This is a genomic window from Nostoc sp. JL23 (assembly GCF_017115065.1).
Classification (GTDB): domain Bacteria; phylum Cyanobacteriota; class Cyanobacteriia; order Cyanobacteriales; family Nostocaceae; genus Nostoc; species Nostoc punctiforme_A.
In genome coordinates this window covers 84,089-100,957 of record NZ_JABXKN010000109.1, presented here as the reverse complement: position 1 = coordinate 100,957, position 16,869 = coordinate 84,089, and the positions used below count along the sequence as shown (strand labels likewise).

Sequence of the window (16,869 nt, the reverse complement as noted above, 5' to 3'; positions counted from 1 at the left end):
AACTACAAGGTATAGAGCTTATCCCAGCCACTAAGACTTTAATATTGTGCTTCTATCGCGTATTGCTTAACCGCTACTTGAATTTTAAATCTAGAGTTTTTAACTCTAATGGGTAAATTACTAGTCAATTTGGGTATTTTAAAGCACAGAGGTATTTTTCTCAATAGTTTTAACAAAACAAAATGACACAATACGCCCTTGTGGTTGAAATTGCTCAGGATGACAACAGTTTAGGCAACCTGAAACCTATTAATGATGCAGAAACTGTGGCTAACACAGAAAAATTTTTGCTGGTGGTAGATGAGTTTGAGGAAGTTTTTACAGTTTGTATAGATAAGGAAGAACGGCAAAGATTTATTGAACTACTGACTGGGGTAGTAGAGATTCATGATTCGCGGTTAGCAGTTGTAATTACTATGCGAGGCGATTTTCTGGAATCCTGTTTAGATAATCCTTCTCTGACTCAGCTGATTCAAACGCAGGCAGTTTTTATGCCGTCTTTAACTGGAGTTGATTTAAAGGAGACAATTGCCAAACCTGCCAAGCTTCAGGTTCATGGTGTTGAAGAAGCAGGAGCATTAAAAATTCTCCAAAATTTTCAACAAGAACCAGGGAGTTTGTCACTGTTAGAGTTTGCCTTAACTAAACTCTGGGATAAACGCGAGCAAAAGAAACATCAACTCACCCAAGAAGAGTATGAAAAATTGGGAGGATTAACTGCGGTGTTAAATCTCCATGCAGAAAATGTTTATCACTACCAAGATTATGAGAAAGAATCCCCAACTCAAGAACGCAGTCAGCAAGAAAAAGAATGGATTAAGCAGATTTTTCTGCGGTTAGTGCGAACGGGAGAGGGAGAAAAGGATACCCAACAGCGCCAAGCAAAAGCCACATTATTAAATATTGCAGGTGATGATGCCAATCAACAGCAACAACTTAATGAGTTACTAGATGGTGAAGCGGGATTGGTTACGGGACGCTTATTAGTTACTGGGAAAGATGAAAAAGGAGAAGTCTGGATTGATTTAGCCCATGAAGCTTTAATTGAAAGTTGGCAGCAGTTTGCCCAGTGGCGACAACAAGACCGAGACTTGTGGCCGTTGAGCGATACATTAGAAAATACCCGACGGGAATGGTTAAACGAAAGACCGGATGACAAATATTTAATGCAAAAGGGATTGCTGGCGGAGGTGAGGGATAGCTGGCAACAATTGCAGCCTGATTTGCAATCACCCCAACAAGATGAGGATTTTTACCAGCGCAGCGATGCCGATGACAAAGACCGGATTGCCGAGATAGAAAGGGCGCTTACTGAATCCCAGTTGCGAGAGAAAGCGGCTAGAGTAGACGATTTATTGCCCTTACAACCCCTAGATAGTCTAGTTTTGGCAATTCAAGCTATGGGGGAGAATCAAGAAAAACTACCCCAGCAGATTCTTGCATCAGTTCAAAACAGTTTAAATCGGGTGGTGAATAAAGCAAGAGTCTCGATTCCCTTCTGCGGTCATGAGGGGAATGTCTCTTCTGTCGCTATTAGCGCTGATGGGCAGACGATTGTTAGTAGTGGTACTGACGGCACTGTACGGTTGTGGAATTACCAAGGTCTTCCCTTAGCTGAACCTTTGCGCGATCGTGAGGGTAATGTCTCTTCTGTCGCCATCAGTGCTGATGGGCAGACGATTGTCAGTTGCGGTGCTGATGGTACGGTGCGGTTGTGGAATTACCAAGGTCTTTCCTTAGCTGAACCTTTGCGCGGTCATCAGGGTAATGTCTCTTCTGTCGCCATCAGTGCTGATGGGCAGATGATTGTCAGTGGCGGTGCTGACGGTATGGTGCGGTTGTGGAATTACCAAGGTCTTTCCTTAGCTGAACCTTTGCGCGGTCATCGGGGTAATGTATCTTCTGTCACCATCAGCGCTGATAAGCAGACAATTGTCAGCGGTGGTGCTGATGGCACGGTGCGGTTGTGGAACCGCCAAGGTCTTCCCTTAGCTAAACCATTGCGTGGACATAAAAATGATGTCTCTTCTGTCGCCATCAGTGCCGATGGGCAGACGATTGTCAGTGGTGGTGCTGACGGTATGGTGCGGTTGTGGAATTCCCAAGGTCTTCTCTTGGCTGAACCTTTGTATGGTCATGAGAGTAATGTGAGGTCTGTCGCCATCAGCGCCAATGGACAGAATATTGTCAGTGGTGGTGCTGATGGTACGGTGCGGCTGTGGAATCGCCAAGGTCTTTCCTTGGCTGAACCTTTGCGCGGTCATCAGGGTAATGTCAATTCTGTCGCCATCAGTGCCGATGGGCAGACGATTGTCAGTGGCAGTGATGGCGGCACTGTGCGGTTGTGGAATCGCCAAGGTCTTCCCTTAACTGAACCTTTGCGCGGTCACGAAGGCAATGTTAGGTCTGTTGCTATCAGTACCAATGGGCAGACGATTGTTAGTGGTAGTACTGACGGAACGGTGCGATTTTGGAACTACCAAGGTCTTCCTTCCGCAAAACCTTTGCGTGGTCATAAGGGTTGGGTTTATTCTGTCGCCATTAGCGCCGATGGTCAGACGATTGTCAGTGGCGGTACTGACGGCACGGTACGGTTGTGGAACTACCAAGGTCTTGCGTTAGCTGAACCTTTGCTTGGTCATAAAGGTTGGGTTTATTCTGTCGCTATTAGTGCCGATGGGCAGACAATTGTCAGTGGTGGTAGTGACGGCACGGTGCGGTTGTGGAATCTGCAAGGTCTTCCTTTAGCTGAACCTTTGTGTGGTCATCAGAGTTATGTCAATTCTGTCGCCATCAGTGCCGATGGGCAGACGATTGTTAGTGGCGGTGATGACGGCACTGTGCGGTTGTGGAATTGTCAAGGTCTTGCCTTAGCTGAACCTTTGCGCGGTCATCAGGGTTTTGTCAATTCTGTTGCCATTAGCGCTGATGGGCAGACGATTGTTAGTGGCGGTGGTGATGGCACTGTGCGTTTGTGGAACCTGCAAGGTCTTGCTTTAGCTGAACCTTTGCGTGGTCATAAAGGTTGGGTCTATTCTGTCGCCATTAGCACCGATGGGCAGACGATTGTTAGCGGCGGTGATGACGGCACTGTGCGTTTGTGGAACCTGCAAGGTCTTGCTTTAGCTGAACCTTTACGCGGTCATGAGGGTTGGGTTTATTCTGTCGCCATTAGCGCCGATGGGCAGACGATTGTTAGCGGCGGTGAAGATGGCACTGTGCGTTTGTGGCGCGGTGACTGGCGTGCATGGTTGCAAGTTTGTTGTGACAGGTTACGTTACCATCCCGTCTTCACCAATCCGCAAACAGAGGAAGCAAAAGCCGCCTGCGAAACCTGCCAAAAATATGTTTGGAGTAAAGTAAGCGGTTAAAAACACGGCATTGCTGTGCCTCTAAGAAGGTCTGCACTCGACTCAATTGCAGACGGCTATAAAGGCAGTAGCAACACATCCTTGGGTAAAGACGCGATGAATCGCGTCTCTACAAGTGGTGTATTTGTCGCATTCTTTTTTCAAATTGGTATAAATTATGGTGAGTTAAAGGCTTAGGCGTAACCCGCACTTTGACAAAGCTCACCCTTTGTCCTTGGAATTTTTATTAGTGTTATTGCAATTAAACTGGTATATGTGGGCACTTTAAAATTAAGCAACATACTGGAGACTAATTTCTATGTCCACAGCCCCAATTAGTGCAACACTAGCGCAATCAGATAGAGATGCTGTGTTGCAAGCGATCGCCACCATTAAAAACAAATTACCATTTTTGATTGATTTAAGTAACGAGGAGCGGAAAGCTTTACCCAAGATGGGAGATAAAAGCCGCGCCTTTGTCAGTAAAGCATTGGAGGTGGCGACACAGAACCCAGAGTTTTTGCCGCGATCGTTTGACCTCAATGAAATGCGGAAAGACGTTCAATTATTTGAAGCTTTGTATCCAGTACTGCTGTCTTTGTCGCAATTACAAGAGTTGCTGGATGATACATCTATAGCAGTGGGTAGTGAAGCTTATGCAGCCGCGTTGCAGGTGTATAACTATGCCAAAGCTAGTGGACAAGGCGCTGGTTTAGATGGAGTAGTTGAGGAAATGGGGCAAAGGTTCGCCCGTAAATCTCGGAAATCCAAGCCTCAAGCCGCAGCGTTGTAGAAAATAGCTCGGCGATCGCACTTCTTATGTGCAATGTTGAAGCTCAGAACTCGGATGTTGGTGTAAATTGCTCGGCGTTCCGAGTTCTGAACTCGGATGTTGGAGTAAATTGCTCGGTGTTCCGAGTTCTGAACTCGAAGCTTCACCCTCTGAACACAAAATTTCGAGATCAGAACACGAAACTTCGAGCTTTGAACAGCAACATCCGAGATCCAAAGGCGATCGCTCTCCTTTTTAACTCGGAACTTTGTGCTTTGAACTACAACATCCGAGATCCAAGAGTGAATGATAGTTAATGAAAGGCGATCTTTCACCCTCAAAACTCGGTACTCCAAGTTCAGAACAGCAACATCCGATATTCAAGAGTAGGGGAATCGGTTTAAATGATGTCTTTTACCTTCCCCATCAAAGATTCTAAGAATTGACCCCAGTATATCCGTAGGTCTCCATAGCGTTCGCGCGGATTTTCATCCATTGACTCAGCCTTACCATATGCGATTATCAAGAGGGTCAGAGCCTCAATAGTCCGTTTTGCAGCTCGAACCGCCTCATCACCGGATACTCCCCCTGGTGTGCGTTGAGCAATAGACCGAATAGGTTCCCACATTTCCCTATAGAACAGATGCCGAGTGTTGAGTCGGATGACAATCTGACCATTTAAATGCTGAATATCTATAAACATATTGCCAGGGAAGTCTACCGACTCGATTACAAAGGGGAGATCCTTAATAGAATCAAGGTATTGCTCCTGCGCCTTCTTGTCATCTCCAACTACATCTTTAGCTAAGTCACGTTTTATACGTTCCTGTACTGTCTGATCTTCTGGCCCTTTAGCGCGACTTTTTGGAAGCGTGCGATTTGCGTTCTTGCTAGCTTTAACGACAGGAGTGTGTTCTCCCTGGTGCGTTTGTTCCTCTGTAGCTATTTTGCCCCATAATTCATTAAGTTTCTCGCCTGCCTCAGCAATATGTTTCTTTAAGAGATCACGAATTTTAGTCCTGAGTTCATCATGAGGTTCAACGCCTCGCTTTACGTTGCGAACACCGAAATATTCGTCAAGCTCAGGCGTAAATGCCACCTCAATACCTATGAAGCGGTCTTGTGGCTGGATAGCTCGTGGGAATATCTTGGGCACAATTGTGTAGTTAATCTCGCGATCAAGCCGCACAAAGCTTATACAACCTTCGTTTTCTGGTATGCGAAGCTTTTTAGCAAGTTCATCTCCGCCTTTTCGTGGCTCCCGTACCACTTCTTTGGGGTAAAGCGTCACAGTAAGTTCAGCAATAGAGCCTGCGATTTCTATTCGCTCCTTCTTAGCGATAATCTGTGCTGGAAAGTGGGTTTTGCGGTTCTGCGGGGAATTCTCTTGACTGTCTTGCCCGTTAGCTTTGCTGTTTTGAGAGTAGTATTTTGTAAGCACCTTGTCTGCCCAAGTTCCTTCCATTAGGAACAGAGGATCGTGAGGGAGCAGCTTTGTGTCGTTCACAAAAATCTTAATCCCGCCATCAAGAAAATGACGAAACGTCCGGGATAGTTCCTTCTCAACTTCTACCCGCAGTGCTTGAGCGTCTGGCGCTCGCCGCCCCTCTTCAAGGCGATCAACTTTCGACCAAATCACCACTGTCCCAGACCCTTGAGGTAGCAGCGATACGAGATCACCAGGAAAGGGTTCTAAGTCAGGTATCTCAATGCCTACAACTTCGCCTTTTTCTTCTTGTTCAACGGCATTATCTAAATCGAAATAGACATGCTGCCAAGGCTCATCATCTCGTATACGACTCCAAACATCAATTCGACGTCCATAATTGAGTGCCGCTAGCTTTGCACCAACGCCATATTTCCCAATGGTGTCTTTGTGCATATACCTTGTGGAAAAACCAATTTGCAGGTAGTACGGCAGTATGTTTACACCCATACCGAGTCCATCATCGACAATAACAATTCGGTGGATGTGCTTCTTGCCATACTTATCCTGCGACTCGTCTAGGCGTAAAAGGATATTATTTGCATTTGCTTCTAGACTGTTGTCAATTACTTCTCCTAATGCCGCTGCGAGACTATAACCAGAGTCACGGAGAGACATAAGTGCGTGACCGCTGAGAACCACTGGAATCCGCTGTTTGATGTCAGGAGTATTCGTTTTTGTTATTACCATGAAGATTTTCCCTTTTGTTTATTCCTAGTCTGTGGTGCATTGTTTATGCGCCAGAGTATTGAACGTCATCAATTAATTCTTCATCTAGTTAGTACCAAAAGGCCTTTCTAATACAGAGCAAACCGCAAGGCATCAATGTCTTTGGTATTGCAGAAGGGGCAAGGATGGTCGAAACCTAATGGTCGAGCAGGGTGAATGGTATTCAGCAGATCAAATGAATTCTGAAGCTGATGAAACCAGAAAGCTTCAAGGTAAAACGCGCAAAGCGAACTTCGACACGGTTCCCAAACAAAGTGCGACGCACATCCTAGCAGAGGGTGCTTTGAGAGCCGACTTTGAACGCAATGATCTGAACGCCCGATGTAAACAGGTGTTCCATTAGTGATGAGAAGATAGGCTCCAATCATCTCAGTAGGAATCATGGCACGCACCACTTTAGGAAGAAACCGGAACGCAAACCGCCCGAAGCTTGTTGTTAAAAACGTGACATGCGCCCCCATCATCCTGCCTTCTGCTCAAAAAGAATAGACTGCGAAATCTCGCGTATCTTGTGCCGTGCCCGCTCTACGCTCCGGCGCGAAATACCACATGCTACGGCAGTTTCGGCAATACTTTCATCAACAAGCATCCCATCTAGGCAGCGAAGCATTTTTGGATCAAGTTGCTTAACAGCTTTCCGTATACTGAATTCAAGCTCGTATGCAATACAGATGGCTTCTGGTGTCTCGTAATTACCTACTCCATACAATGAGTATGCAGTTAGCTTCTGGTAAAGAGCGCTACGTCGCGCCTGAGTTCGCAGGATGCTATGTTTTGCGTTATTCAAAACGTCTTTGTAGAGAAAGAACTTAACATCCTTTGACTGGCGTCTGGAGTTTAAAGCTAGGGAGAGTGCGTGTTCAGTAATCTCTGCCTCTTTAGTTCCTGGGGTGAGCCTTTGCAGACGCGAGTATAAAACCTTAAGAACATCCCAGCGCACATCGCATGACGACAGTGTATTCATTAATTACTCCTTGTATGGTACTTTGCCACCCCTACCGGGTGCAGCTTCGTCCTGTTACACAATATACTGCACCGGAATCTGCGATTTTGCGCCATGTTCTTCACAATCCTCAATTTTATTAGTCTGGCTAGAGTGTCTGTCTCATATTCAGCAATTCTCAAACCAAAAAAACAAAAGCTAGTATAAGGAAAGAGGCAGAAGAAAATACTCTCAAGCTATTAAAGTCTACTACTCCCACTGATATTTTTATTTCTTTGGGCAATTTCCTTATCTGGTATGAGAAATCTACCAATATAAGCGTTAGTACTTCGAGCCATTTTCGGTCAAATTCTGGACGCGATCGCAAATCGTGCCCAAAATTGAGGAGTATTTTACAGCCAACCGCGTCTGCGTAACATCAAACCAATCCCAATTACATATATACCGAAGTCATATACTACATCGAATAGAAACGTAGTTTGGGCGATCGCTTTTGCCGTACTTGCACCCATGCTCAGTAAAGAAAAAACTAGTGGAATAAGACACACCCGACTATACGATACAAGGTTTTGGTCATAAGAAATAATAGAGCGTAGTTTACCATCGCAGGATCGCAACAAACTATATCATCCATCTATCTGCTTTTTTAGGCAGTATTCAGAATTTTTATTCATACTTGTTATTTCTAACGGTACAAGACAAATAACTAGAAATAGGGCAATTTAAAAGTAGTGTAAATATGGTCAATTATGGACGCTGCCAAACGCCTTGCTACTCTAAATCGCATCCGCAAACTCAGCCGTCTGATGGATACATCAATACGTATCCCTTTGACAGGTTTTCGCATTGGCATAGACCCAATCATTGGTCTAGTTCCAGGTGCTGGTGATTTAATCAGTACAGCGTTTTCAGCTTACATTATATTTTTAGCTACTCGGTTTGGCATCCCGCGTCAAGACTTAGCCAAAATGATTTTTAATGTAGGTTTGGAAACAGTCGTTGGTACTGTGCCTTTAGTGGGTGATTTGTTTGATGCTTTCTATAAGTCCAACATTCGGAATTTGGCAATTTTGGAGCAACATTTGACAGTAGTTGAACCAGAACTAAAAAAAGTGTCTGATGAACTTTCCTCTCAAAAATTCAGCAAAATTTAAGTAGAAAAAGAGCGTAGTTGACGGCCGCAGGTATCGCCATTGCACATTTACTATGTATTTTCTAGTATATTACTAGCCAGTTGTAGAGAAGCGATGACCGAGCGCTGTGGGGGGCTGCTGAGTTCGTCTACAGCGTTGGGTCAACAACTGGCGATTTGTCTGTTCTGTTGATATCTCATTTAAACGGCAATTCAGAGATAATTTATGCCAAATTGCCAAAACCTTTGAGCGTGGTATCGTCACTTCAACTTTTTCTTAAAAGAGAAATGGAAAGAATTGATGGGCGAACCTATGGTTAAATAAAGCCTTGGTGTAATTGAAAATATTGTAGAGTATAGAATTGCCCTAAGTATTGCCCTACGCAACTCCCCCTATGACTACCGCACCCTTAAGCTGGGAAGAACTAGAAACCCTCACGGACTATCAAATAGATACCGTTAATGGTCTCACCAATGCTAGAGCCAGGTTGCGCTTGTTTGGTCAGTCGGAATCTGATGTGCGGGTAACGCTGTACCGCGATAACCACGCTTGGTGTCCTTACTGTCAAAAAGTTTGGTTATGGCTAGAGGAAAAACAAATCCCCTACCGCATCGAAAAAGTGACAATGTTCTGCTATGGGGAGAAAGAAAGTTGGTACAAACGTAAGGTACCATCAGGAATGCTCCCCGCGATCGAGCTAGATGGACGGATTATTAAGGAAAGCGATGACATTTTGATCGCTTTGGAAAAGGTATTTGCTCCATTGAACCAAGGGATGGAAGACCGCACGGTTCTTCCTTTACGTCAATTAGAACGACTTTTATTTAGAGCTTGGTGCGCTTGGCTATGCTCTAGAACCGATTCCTCTCAACAAGAACAACGCAACCGAGAACAATTTATCGGAGTGGTGGCTAGGGTAGAGTCGGCTCTGGGTAGCACCCCTAGCCCTTACTTTCTAGATAGCTTCGGCATCGTCGATGTCATTTTTACGCCATATCTCGAACGGATGAATGCGAGCCTTTACTACTACAAGGGCTACTCACTGCGGGAGGAAAACCCTCGTTTGAGCGCATGGTTTGCGGCAATGGAAAGCCGACCGACCTACTGCGGTACCCAGAGCGACTTTCACACTCACGCACATGATTTGCCGCCCCAAATGGGGGGCTGTTGGGAAAACGGCGAAACCCAGATGCTTCTCAATAAAGCGCGGGTGGATAACGGCCCCTGGTTCGGGCTACCAGATGTTACTTATCCAGAACCCGAAAACTCCCGGATGGAAGCTCTTAAACGAACTATCAAGCACCGGAGCAATATTATCCGAGTTAACCCCTTAGATGATAAATTGTTTGATCTAGCGCTACGTTGTGCTTTAACACACATGATGACAGGCGAGGACTGTGTACCTCCATCGGGATCTGATGTCGCTCTCCGATATTTGCGCGATCGCATTAATGTACCACGAGATATGTCTATCTACGCAGCCAAGCGATTGAGGGAATCCCTGGAGAAAACCGCAGCCCTTGCAGGTGATGGGCAGCCAGTCCCCATTCCCACTAAGCATCGACGAGATCAAGACCCATCTAACTTTGCCATGAAGTAGGATTTCAGATATTTATGCCTAAGCGAATGGCAGTAACCATGTAGCGAAAAATGTAGTCTAATAACTCAATATAATTACGAGCAGCTTCAAGAGAACAAGCCCAAACTGTCAAACCATGATCCCGAATTAGTAATGCGGATATTTGCGGTGGAGTGATGGCAAAGCGTTGTTCAATATCACCAGCAATGTGGGCAACTTGGAGATGATTAGCAAAAATTGGCATTACACAACAGGGATTTTCTTGCCAAATTCCCAAACCTTTGAGCATTTCTAGCGGTGGTAAAAGTAAACTATCACCTTCAACCAAACGGGAAACTAAATTGCTCTCAATAGAATGTATATGATAACAAGCAAGTGATTCTGGAAACAGGCGGTAAACTAGTTGATGAATAGCTGTTTCAGCTGAAGGTATCACCTGGGTGGCTGATGCTTCTATTTTGCCATCTGGAGCAATCAGAACAAAATCGTTGAGTAATAACTCACCCTTAGATTTACCACTAGCTGTAATCCAAAAACTGCCATCAGCTAATTTAGCCGAGAGGTTGCCGGCAGTTCCTACCATCCAATCTTGTTGGTAAAAATACCGAGCAGTGGCAATTAGTTGCAAACGAGGATCTGGTAATGTTGGGTTTAACTCCATGATTTTGCTAAATAATCGCGGATTTGGAAAAAATCATTCCAGGGAATATAGGATTTTTGGTGTTCATCTAAATATTCTGCTAAAGGAGAGCGTGCAAAGACAACAGAAGCTTGCAATCCCATATTTAAGTCGGTAATGGAGTCACCAATAGCGATCTTTTCATCGGCTAAGTATTGATCCATAACTTGCACCTTAGCAATCAGTTCTGTATCTCCTTCGTATTCAGAATTTACTTTTAAATAAGCACTGCTAATATCGACATCTACAGCATAAATTCTCTCTATTCTATGCACTATCCTATCCAAAACAACCTCTACCATTCCCCGTAGTCCCCCAGAAATTACTATTAATGAAACTCCCTGACACTCCAGAAAATCCAACAACTCTATAAACCCAGGACGTATCAATTGAGGTTTAGTAAATTCCAGAATTTCTGGATAACTTGCAGATGGAATTGATTGCAGAATTTCCTTGACTCCCTCTCGCAATGTCAGCCTTTTTGCATACATTTCAGGTAGGAGTTTTTCAGAAAGTACTGGTGCAAACTTTCTCAGAACCGCAACAAAAGTTTCATCAACTGTAATAGTGCCATCAAAGTCACAAAAAACAATCCGCTTCATACTAATTGGTAATTTGTAATGTTTGATAATTTAGAATTTACCGAAGAAAGGCAGAAAGAAGAAAATATATTTTTGCCCTCTGAAGAATGGGTTTAAAGCCCCTAAATTTATGGGGATTACCTTCTGCCTTCTGCCTTCTCAACTCACCAGGGGTTGGCGGGTGCGAATTTCTCTGCCTGTATATTGGGGTATCCAACCTTCTGTGGTGATGAAATAGCGTACTGCTTTCACCCGTTTTGCTGGGGTGAGATAAAACCAATGTTCGGTTCCGGCTGGAATGTTGATATATTCTTCTGGTTGTACTGTCAGTTCTACTTGACTACCATCAGAACGTACAAAGCCAAAAATCGCTTCTCCATCAATGATATAGCGGACTTCATCATCTGCATGGGTATGAATTTGGTCAAACTTTGCCATTGACTCATCAAGGTTAGGAATCCCTTGATGAAGGACAACCAAATCACGAGATTTATAGCCGGCTGTTTGTTGTAGTTGCTCAAAGTAACTATCTATTGCTTTGAGTACTTGTTCTTTTTCATCTTCGTTGAGACTATCCTGTGCCAATAAATGTTGGAGTCTGGGGTTATCTCCTACCGTCTGACGATTAATTTGAATATTCAGGGGGGCTAATTCCTGAGCAATGTGAATTAAATCGGTGTGGAGAGTTCCATTTTCTAGTTTGAGAACTGCCATTGTTGACCTCCAGTAAAATAGTTAGAATAAAGCTTTTGAGGCATAAGGGACTTCCAACTAAAAAAATATCATATCGCTGTGTAGGCAGAGAGCAGCGAGCGGCAGAGGGAAAAATGGTATTAGGTAATTTCTATTGTTAGCGCGGTGAAACTTCTGCATTCAACCAATTGGCAAAACCCTGATTAACTGCTGTCGGATAAATTTCGGCGATGAAATTAGTATAAGTAATATGCTCTTGAATAAGTTTTTCGATTTCTAAAGCATAACCATCTTGAGTTTTGATCATTAAAACAACTTCTGGTTCTTCAGTAATTTCTCCTTGCCAACTATAAGCACAAGTAATTGGGAACCAATTGACACAAACTGCTAACTTACATTCCAGTAATGCTCGACCAATTTGACGTGCTTCATCTGTATTGTTTAAAGTTACATAGTAGAGTTTCATAAAATTTTTCGACTTACAATTAGAGTGAGAAAATACGCCCTAATCCCTCTAGCTTGGCTACTGTTGCTTGCAAATGGGATAAATGAGTATCCAGAGCTTCCACAGATGTCCACTTCTCTACAAAAGTAAACTTATTTTATCTCGTTATGCCGGTATATTGACTATTTCGTGCCTCCACAATTATGGGAGCGGTTGGGGCTGGTGGTATGGGATTTGAGCTAATTGGCGCACTTCGCTCGATCAATGACCGCGAAGTTTCAGCAGTGCTGCTAGTTATTTTGCTTATGGTCATTCTGGTTGATAGTTTTAGTAGTTATCTTAGAAAACGTTTAGGTTAGGAGGTTGCTGATGAAACCTAAAGTTGTAATTACCCACTGGGTTCACCCTGAAATTATTACAAACTTAAGTGAGTATTGTGAGGTAGTTGCAAATCCAACTAGAGAGACTTTACCGCGTCAAGAAATTCTCAAGTTGGCGCAGGACGCTGAAGCTTTGATGGTTTTTATGCCAGATCAAATCGATAAGGCGTTTCTGAAAGCTTGTCCAAAATTGAAGATTATCGCCGGAGCATTGAAAGGTTACGATAACTTTGATGTTGATGCCTGTACTCGTCAAGGTATTTGGTTCACAATCGTACCTAGCTTATTGGCTGTACCAACGGCTGAGTTGACCATTGGATTGATTATCGGGTTAGCCCGCCAGATGTTGCCAGGCGATCGCTTAATTCGTCAAGGCACGTTTGCAGGTTGGCGACCGCATCTATACGGTATGGGATTAGCAAACCGAACACTGGGAATTGTTGGTATGGGGAGCCTGGGGCAAGCTCTGGCTCAACGGCTTTCTAGTTTTGAAATGAACTTGATTTACACCGATGCGATGCCTTTACCCAAGGAAAAAGCTGCAGCTTGGTGCTTGTCACGGGTTTCTCTAGATACGCTATTGGCAACCAGTGATTTTGTTGTGCTAATGGTTCCTCTACAACCAGAAACGTTTCATTTGATAAATGAGACATCTTTAGCACGGATGAAACCAGGGAGTTTCTTAATCAATCCGTGTCGTGGCTCAGTAGTTGATGAACAAGCGGTGAGCGATGCTTTAGCGTCTGGGCATTTAGCGGGTTATGCCGCTGATGTATTTGAACTAGAAGATTGGGCCCGTAGCGATCGCCAATCGAAAATTCCTCCATCTCTGCTAGAGAAACAAGACCAAACTTTTTTTACTCCCCATTTAGGATCTGCGGTGGATGATTTACGATATGACATTGCTATAGAAGCATCTCAAAATATTTTACAAGCCTTACAAGGTCGTTCTCCTCAAGGAGCAATCAATTGTCCAATAGAAAATAATAAATAAGTAGTCAGACAGAATTAATTACACAATGTCATTGCGAATGGAATGTTCTCGGAGCGTCTCGTAAAGCCTGCGGCATAGCTACGCTTAGGGCGTAGCCTCTCGTAGAGAAGAGAAGCAATTCATATCATGTCCGCCTAATTAGTTATAATTCACGCATCTGTGCAAAAACCAGGAAACCCTCTTTCCCCCTGCCCCCTGCCCCCTGCTTCCCTGCCGTCTTAATGATAAGTCTTGAACCGGACAGGATATCACTTGCGGCTACCAACAACTGTGATTTGATAGCCAGAAAATATTCATTTGCTAATATTTAAAAATGCCACAGTGCTTGACCAATTAACGGATTGGTTGAGTAAGTAACGAGTAAATAAACTTTTAATAATGTCTATTTCCTCACTGGTCAAATTTGCAGCCAGGCGATCGCCATAACTTGGTCGATTAAGATTAGCAGTAAATAAACGCTTGATAAAATTGTCAGAGATGTGCATTAGTGTCAAATACTGTTCAAGAACCACTTGTACGTAGTGTCCATTTGAAGCAAAAGCGTGACGCAAATCGTCAGCGTCCCAGTTAAGCATGGGGTCAGAGGCATCTGTATAAATAGCTTCTTCTGCTAAAACTAATCGCTCATACAATTGGGCATCGAGATTTTGGCTGGGCAGTAGGCGGTAAAACCTTTGGGTATGACGAGGTACTGTCTCAGCTAAAATAAGTTTGACTGAGTGCGGGATTAATTGACCTAAAATTTGAGCAGCAAGTCCCTTATCCGCTTGGGAGGCTAGTATATTGCGCCCGATAATAGAGTCAAACTGTACATTTGGTGCAAGAGATGCCAGCATAGCAGGTATCTGTGCAACAGATGCAGTAAAAACTATTGGTCGCATTGTTTCAGGAAGTGCCGCAGCTTGTTCAATTAAAGCATTGGCATCAGAGCTATTGCGAACACAGGCATAAACCCCGCCTTCAGGAACTTGTCGGATTGCTTCCCAAGTAAGTAAACCAGTGGCGGCATTTAAATCCAATACTAAATGATGACGTTGTAATTGAGCGAAAGTGAAAATGCGATCGCGCACAGATGCTAATTGTGTACTTACCTGAGAAAGTGTACGTTGCAACCAACGCTCATCTGCTCGGTCAACAGTTCCATAAGTCATGATTTCCATTGGTGCAACACCAATACCTTCTACTATTGCAGCAAGTTGAGCTTCCCGACGACGTGCTACTTGTGTAGCGATTTGGTGTTCATAACCTTGGGTTGATGGTTGGTAGAACAATTGACCTTGCAAGCTGGTGGGTAAATATTGCTGTTCTACCCAATGATCTCGATAAGCGTGAGGATAGAGATAACCCGCTCCATGCCCAAAACCTTTTTTATCCCGATTGGCATCTTTAAGATGAGTGGGAACTTCTGCAACATTTTCAATTTCTACTGCTGCTAAAGCATCAAAAAAACCCATAAGGCTGTTGGATTTGGGTGCAGTCGCTAAATAAAGTACTGCCTGTGCCAAATGATAACGTCCTTCCGGCATTCCCACGCGATCGAATGCTTCGGCACAGGCATTTGTGACCACAACCGCTTGTGGATCGGCTAATCCGACATCTTCGCTGGCCAAAATTAACATCCTACGGAAAATAAAACGCGGGTCTTCACCTGCATAAACCATTTTAGCCAACCAGTAGAGTGCTGCATCTGGGTCAGAACCTCGTAAGCTCTTGATAAAAGCACTGATGGTATCAAAATGGGCATCCCCTTCTTTATCGTATAAAACAGCACGCTGCTGAATTGATTCTTCTGCTACTGTTAGGGGAATATGAATAACACCTGTAGCATCGGGTGGTGTAGTCTCTACAGCCAGTTGCAAAGCATTCAATAATGAACGAGCATCACCGTTAGCAACATTAACTAAATGATCTAAAGCATCTGCGTCAATTTGTACTGTTAACTTGCCATAACCGCGTTCCGAATCAGCTAGTGTTTGCTCAACAATTTTATATAAATCTTTATCAGTTAATTGCTGAAGTTGAAAAATCCGCGAACGGCTGACAAGTGCTTTATTGACTTCAAAAAAAGGATTTTCGGTGGTAGCACCAATGAGAATGATTGTACCATTCTCTACCCAAGGCAATAGAGCATCTTGCTGAGACTTATTAAAGCGATGAACTTCATCGACAAAAAGAATAGTTCGTTGATTATGGAACTTGCGCTGTTGTTGGGCTATTTCAATTGCCGCTCGAATTTCTTTAACTCCCGAAAGTACGGCATTGATAGCGATGAAGTGAGCGCGGGTGCTGTTGGCAATAACCCGCGCTAAAGTAGTCTTGCCAGTCCCTGGTGGCCCAGAAAAGATTAATGAAGACAGTTGATCCAAGCTAATAGCACGCCGCAGTAGCCTTCCTTGTCCGATAATATGATCTTGACCAACTAAATTCATCAAGTGTCCGTGGACGCATCCGAGCCGCTAGGGGTGCTTCTTCTTCAGTTATTTTTGCAAGATGCTGGTCAAATAAATCCATTATTTAATTACTGCCAACTCTGATTTTTAAGAAAAATAAATTACTATCTGATTAATTCTGACAACATTTGCTCTAGAATTTCTTCGTCTAAGGAGTGCAGCATTGGTGGGCACTAAGAAATTCTTTGATCGCCTAAATCAAATCAATTGTCTTTTCTGATACCAATTCTGTATGAAGATGCGCTAAACCATGTTTAAGTACAAGAAAGGAAAACGAACCGCATTCGCGCAGCGTCTCGTCAGAGAAGGACGCAAAGGACACAAAGTAAAGAAAGGAAGAAAGTAAGTTAAAAGGGTTTGGCGCAGTCTCACAAAGAAATGGTATGAGAAATTCCTCATCGTAATATCGCATACTCTATTGGCTGTCTCTTCTACCCACCGGAATGTTATTTATTCTTCAGGTTTTTGAGTATACATTCTATGCATATCTGAGAGTTGCAAGGATTTTTCATCTAAAATCCCAAATTGGTATGATTTATTTTTCGGAAATCCCTGAGTATAATTCTGATACCAATTGAAAAAAATCCAGAAGCCAGAATTCAAAAGTCACAACTTTCGTAGTGAGGGTCTTAAACCTCTGTAATTTATCCACCAG

15 protein-coding genes and 1 pseudogene are annotated in these 16,869 nt (G+C 43.7%); 8 read left to right on the top strand and 8 right to left on the bottom strand.

From position 1 onward, the window contains the following. Positions 1-182: 182 nt before the first annotated feature. From HWQ42_RS22440 to HWQ42_RS22430, 3 genes are all read left to right on the top strand, one after another. Positions 183-3,371, top strand: a complete 3,189-nt coding sequence (locus HWQ42_RS22440) for a WD40 repeat domain-containing protein (RefSeq protein WP_292816249.1) — start codon at positions 183-185, stop codon at positions 3,369-3,371. 15 nt (positions 3,372-3,386) lie between these two features. Continuing rightward, positions 3,387-3,548 (top strand): hypothetical protein, encoded by a 162-nt coding sequence (locus HWQ42_RS22435; RefSeq protein ID WP_292816247.1) that lies wholly within the window; start codon positions 3,387-3,389, stop codon positions 3,546-3,548. A 121-nt stretch (positions 3,549-3,669) separates the two neighbouring features. After that, on the top strand, positions 3,670-4,143 hold the full coding sequence (locus HWQ42_RS22430; RefSeq protein WP_292816245.1) for a hypothetical protein: 474 nt from the start codon (positions 3,670-3,672) through the stop codon (positions 4,141-4,143). Here HWQ42_RS22430 and HWQ42_RS22425 read toward each other — a convergent pair. Next, on the bottom strand, positions 4,125-4,457 hold the full coding sequence (locus HWQ42_RS22425) for a hypothetical protein (RefSeq protein WP_292816243.1): 333 nt from the start codon (positions 4,455-4,457) through the stop codon (positions 4,125-4,127). The two genes, HWQ42_RS22430 and HWQ42_RS22425, sit on opposite strands and share 19 nt — an antisense overlap. Before the next feature lie 65 nt (positions 4,458-4,522). Then, positions 4,523-6,226 (bottom strand): ATP-binding protein, encoded by a 1,704-nt coding sequence (locus HWQ42_RS22420; RefSeq protein WP_292816241.1) that lies wholly within the window; start codon positions 6,224-6,226, stop codon positions 4,523-4,525. Positions 6,227-6,512: 286 nt separating this feature from the next. On the opposite strand from HWQ42_RS22420, the gene HWQ42_RS22415 reads away from it, so the two are divergent. After that, on the top strand, positions 6,513-6,680 hold the full coding sequence (locus HWQ42_RS22415; RefSeq protein ID WP_292816240.1) for a hypothetical protein: 168 nt from the start codon (positions 6,513-6,515) through the stop codon (positions 6,678-6,680). Positions 6,681-6,797: 117 nt separating this feature from the next. Here the strand turns inward: HWQ42_RS22415 and HWQ42_RS22410 are convergent, their stop codons facing one another. Next, positions 6,798-7,301, bottom strand: coding sequence for a hypothetical protein (locus HWQ42_RS22410; RefSeq protein WP_292816238.1), 504 nt, complete (start codon positions 7,299-7,301; stop codon positions 6,798-6,800). A gap of 728 nt (positions 7,302-8,029) precedes the next feature. On the opposite strand from HWQ42_RS22410, the gene HWQ42_RS22405 reads away from it, so the two are divergent. Together HWQ42_RS22405 and HWQ42_RS22400 are read left to right on the top strand one after the other, a co-directional pair. Further along, positions 8,030-8,434 (top strand): DUF4112 domain-containing protein, encoded by a 405-nt coding sequence (locus tag HWQ42_RS22405; protein ID WP_292737928.1) that lies wholly within the window; start codon positions 8,030-8,032, stop codon positions 8,432-8,434. Between the two features lie 373 nt (positions 8,435-8,807). Further along, on the top strand, positions 8,808-10,013 hold the full coding sequence (locus tag HWQ42_RS22400; protein WP_292816236.1) for a glutathione S-transferase family protein: 1,206 nt from the start codon (positions 8,808-8,810) through the stop codon (positions 10,011-10,013). Positions 10,014-10,017: 4 nt separating this feature from the next. Here HWQ42_RS22400 and mtnB read toward each other — a convergent pair whose 3' ends face one another. From mtnB to cutA, 4 genes are all read right to left on the bottom strand, one after another. Continuing rightward, the gene (mtnB, locus tag HWQ42_RS22395; protein ID WP_292816234.1) at positions 10,018-10,653 is read right to left on the bottom strand and encodes a methylthioribulose 1-phosphate dehydratase; all 636 of its coding nucleotides are present in this window, start codon (positions 10,651-10,653) and stop codon (positions 10,018-10,020) included. Then, positions 10,644-11,273: an HAD-IB family phosphatase gene (locus HWQ42_RS22390; protein ID WP_292816232.1), complete on the bottom strand. Its 630-nt coding sequence runs from the start codon at positions 11,271-11,273 to the stop codon at positions 10,644-10,646. The genes mtnB and HWQ42_RS22390 overlap by 10 nt, the downstream gene beginning before the upstream one ends. 138 nt (positions 11,274-11,411) lie before the next feature. Beyond that, complete coding sequence (locus tag HWQ42_RS22385) at positions 11,412-11,966, bottom strand: acireductone dioxygenase (protein WP_292816230.1); 555 nt, start codon at positions 11,964-11,966, stop codon at positions 11,412-11,414. Between the two features lie 136 nt (positions 11,967-12,102). After that, positions 12,103-12,411, bottom strand: a complete 309-nt coding sequence (gene cutA / locus HWQ42_RS22380) for a divalent-cation tolerance protein CutA (protein WP_292816228.1) — start codon at positions 12,409-12,411, stop codon at positions 12,103-12,105. 164 nt (positions 12,412-12,575) lie between these two features. Between cutA and HWQ42_RS22375 the strand changes: the two are divergent. Continuing rightward, positions 12,576-12,749, top strand: a pseudogene (locus HWQ42_RS22375) (phosphonate ABC transporter, permease protein PhnE); the annotation flags it as partial. 10 nt (positions 12,750-12,759) lie between these two features. Beyond that, positions 12,760-13,764 carry a phosphonate dehydrogenase gene (locus tag HWQ42_RS22370; protein ID WP_292816226.1) on the top strand — a complete coding sequence of 335 codons (1,005 nt, stop codon included), beginning with the start codon at positions 12,760-12,762 and terminating at the stop codon, positions 13,762-13,764. A 293-nt stretch (positions 13,765-14,057) separates the two neighbouring features. On the opposite strand, the gene HWQ42_RS22365 is transcribed toward HWQ42_RS22370, so the two are convergent. Next, positions 14,058-16,193, bottom strand: coding sequence for an AAA family ATPase (locus HWQ42_RS22365; protein ID WP_292816224.1), 2,136 nt, complete (start codon positions 16,191-16,193; stop codon positions 14,058-14,060). Positions 16,194-16,869: the final 676 nt, after the last annotated feature.

Excerpts from the sequence above, each read along its gene's own strand:
- HWQ42_RS22365 (WP_292816224.1), bottom strand. The coding sequence starts at position 16,193 with ATGAATTTAGTTGGTCAAGATCATATTATCGGACAAGGAAGGCTACTG.
- mtnB (WP_292816234.1), bottom strand. The coding sequence starts at position 10,653 with ATGGAGTTAAACCCAACATTACCAGATCCTCGTTTGCAACTAATTGCC.
- HWQ42_RS22420 (WP_292816241.1), bottom strand. The coding sequence starts at position 6,226 with ATGTCTCTCCGTGACTCTGGTTATAGTCTCGCAGCGGCATTAGGAGAA.
- HWQ42_RS22415 (WP_292816240.1), top strand. The coding sequence starts at position 6,513 with ATGAATTCTGAAGCTGATGAAACCAGAAAGCTTCAAGGTAAAACGCGC.
- cutA (WP_292816228.1), bottom strand. The coding sequence starts at position 12,411 with ATGAAACTCTACTATGTAACTTTAAACAATACAGATGAAGCACGTCAA.
- HWQ42_RS22385 (WP_292816230.1), bottom strand. The coding sequence starts at position 11,966 with ATGGCAGTTCTCAAACTAGAAAATGGAACTCTCCACACCGATTTAATT.
- HWQ42_RS22370 (WP_292816226.1), top strand. The coding sequence starts at position 12,760 with ATGAAACCTAAAGTTGTAATTACCCACTGGGTTCACCCTGAAATTATT.
- HWQ42_RS22400 (WP_292816236.1), top strand. The coding sequence starts at position 8,808 with ATGACTACCGCACCCTTAAGCTGGGAAGAACTAGAAACCCTCACGGAC.
- HWQ42_RS22430 (WP_292816245.1), top strand. The coding sequence starts at position 3,670 with ATGTCCACAGCCCCAATTAGTGCAACACTAGCGCAATCAGATAGAGAT.
- HWQ42_RS22405 (WP_292737928.1), top strand. The coding sequence starts at position 8,030 with ATGGACGCTGCCAAACGCCTTGCTACTCTAAATCGCATCCGCAAACTC.
- HWQ42_RS22440 (WP_292816249.1), top strand. The coding sequence starts at position 183 with ATGACACAATACGCCCTTGTGGTTGAAATTGCTCAGGATGACAACAGT.
- HWQ42_RS22390 (WP_292816232.1), bottom strand. The coding sequence starts at position 11,273 with ATGAAGCGGATTGTTTTTTGTGACTTTGATGGCACTATTACAGTTGAT.
- HWQ42_RS22410 (WP_292816238.1), bottom strand. The coding sequence starts at position 7,301 with ATGAATACACTGTCGTCATGCGATGTGCGCTGGGATGTTCTTAAGGTT.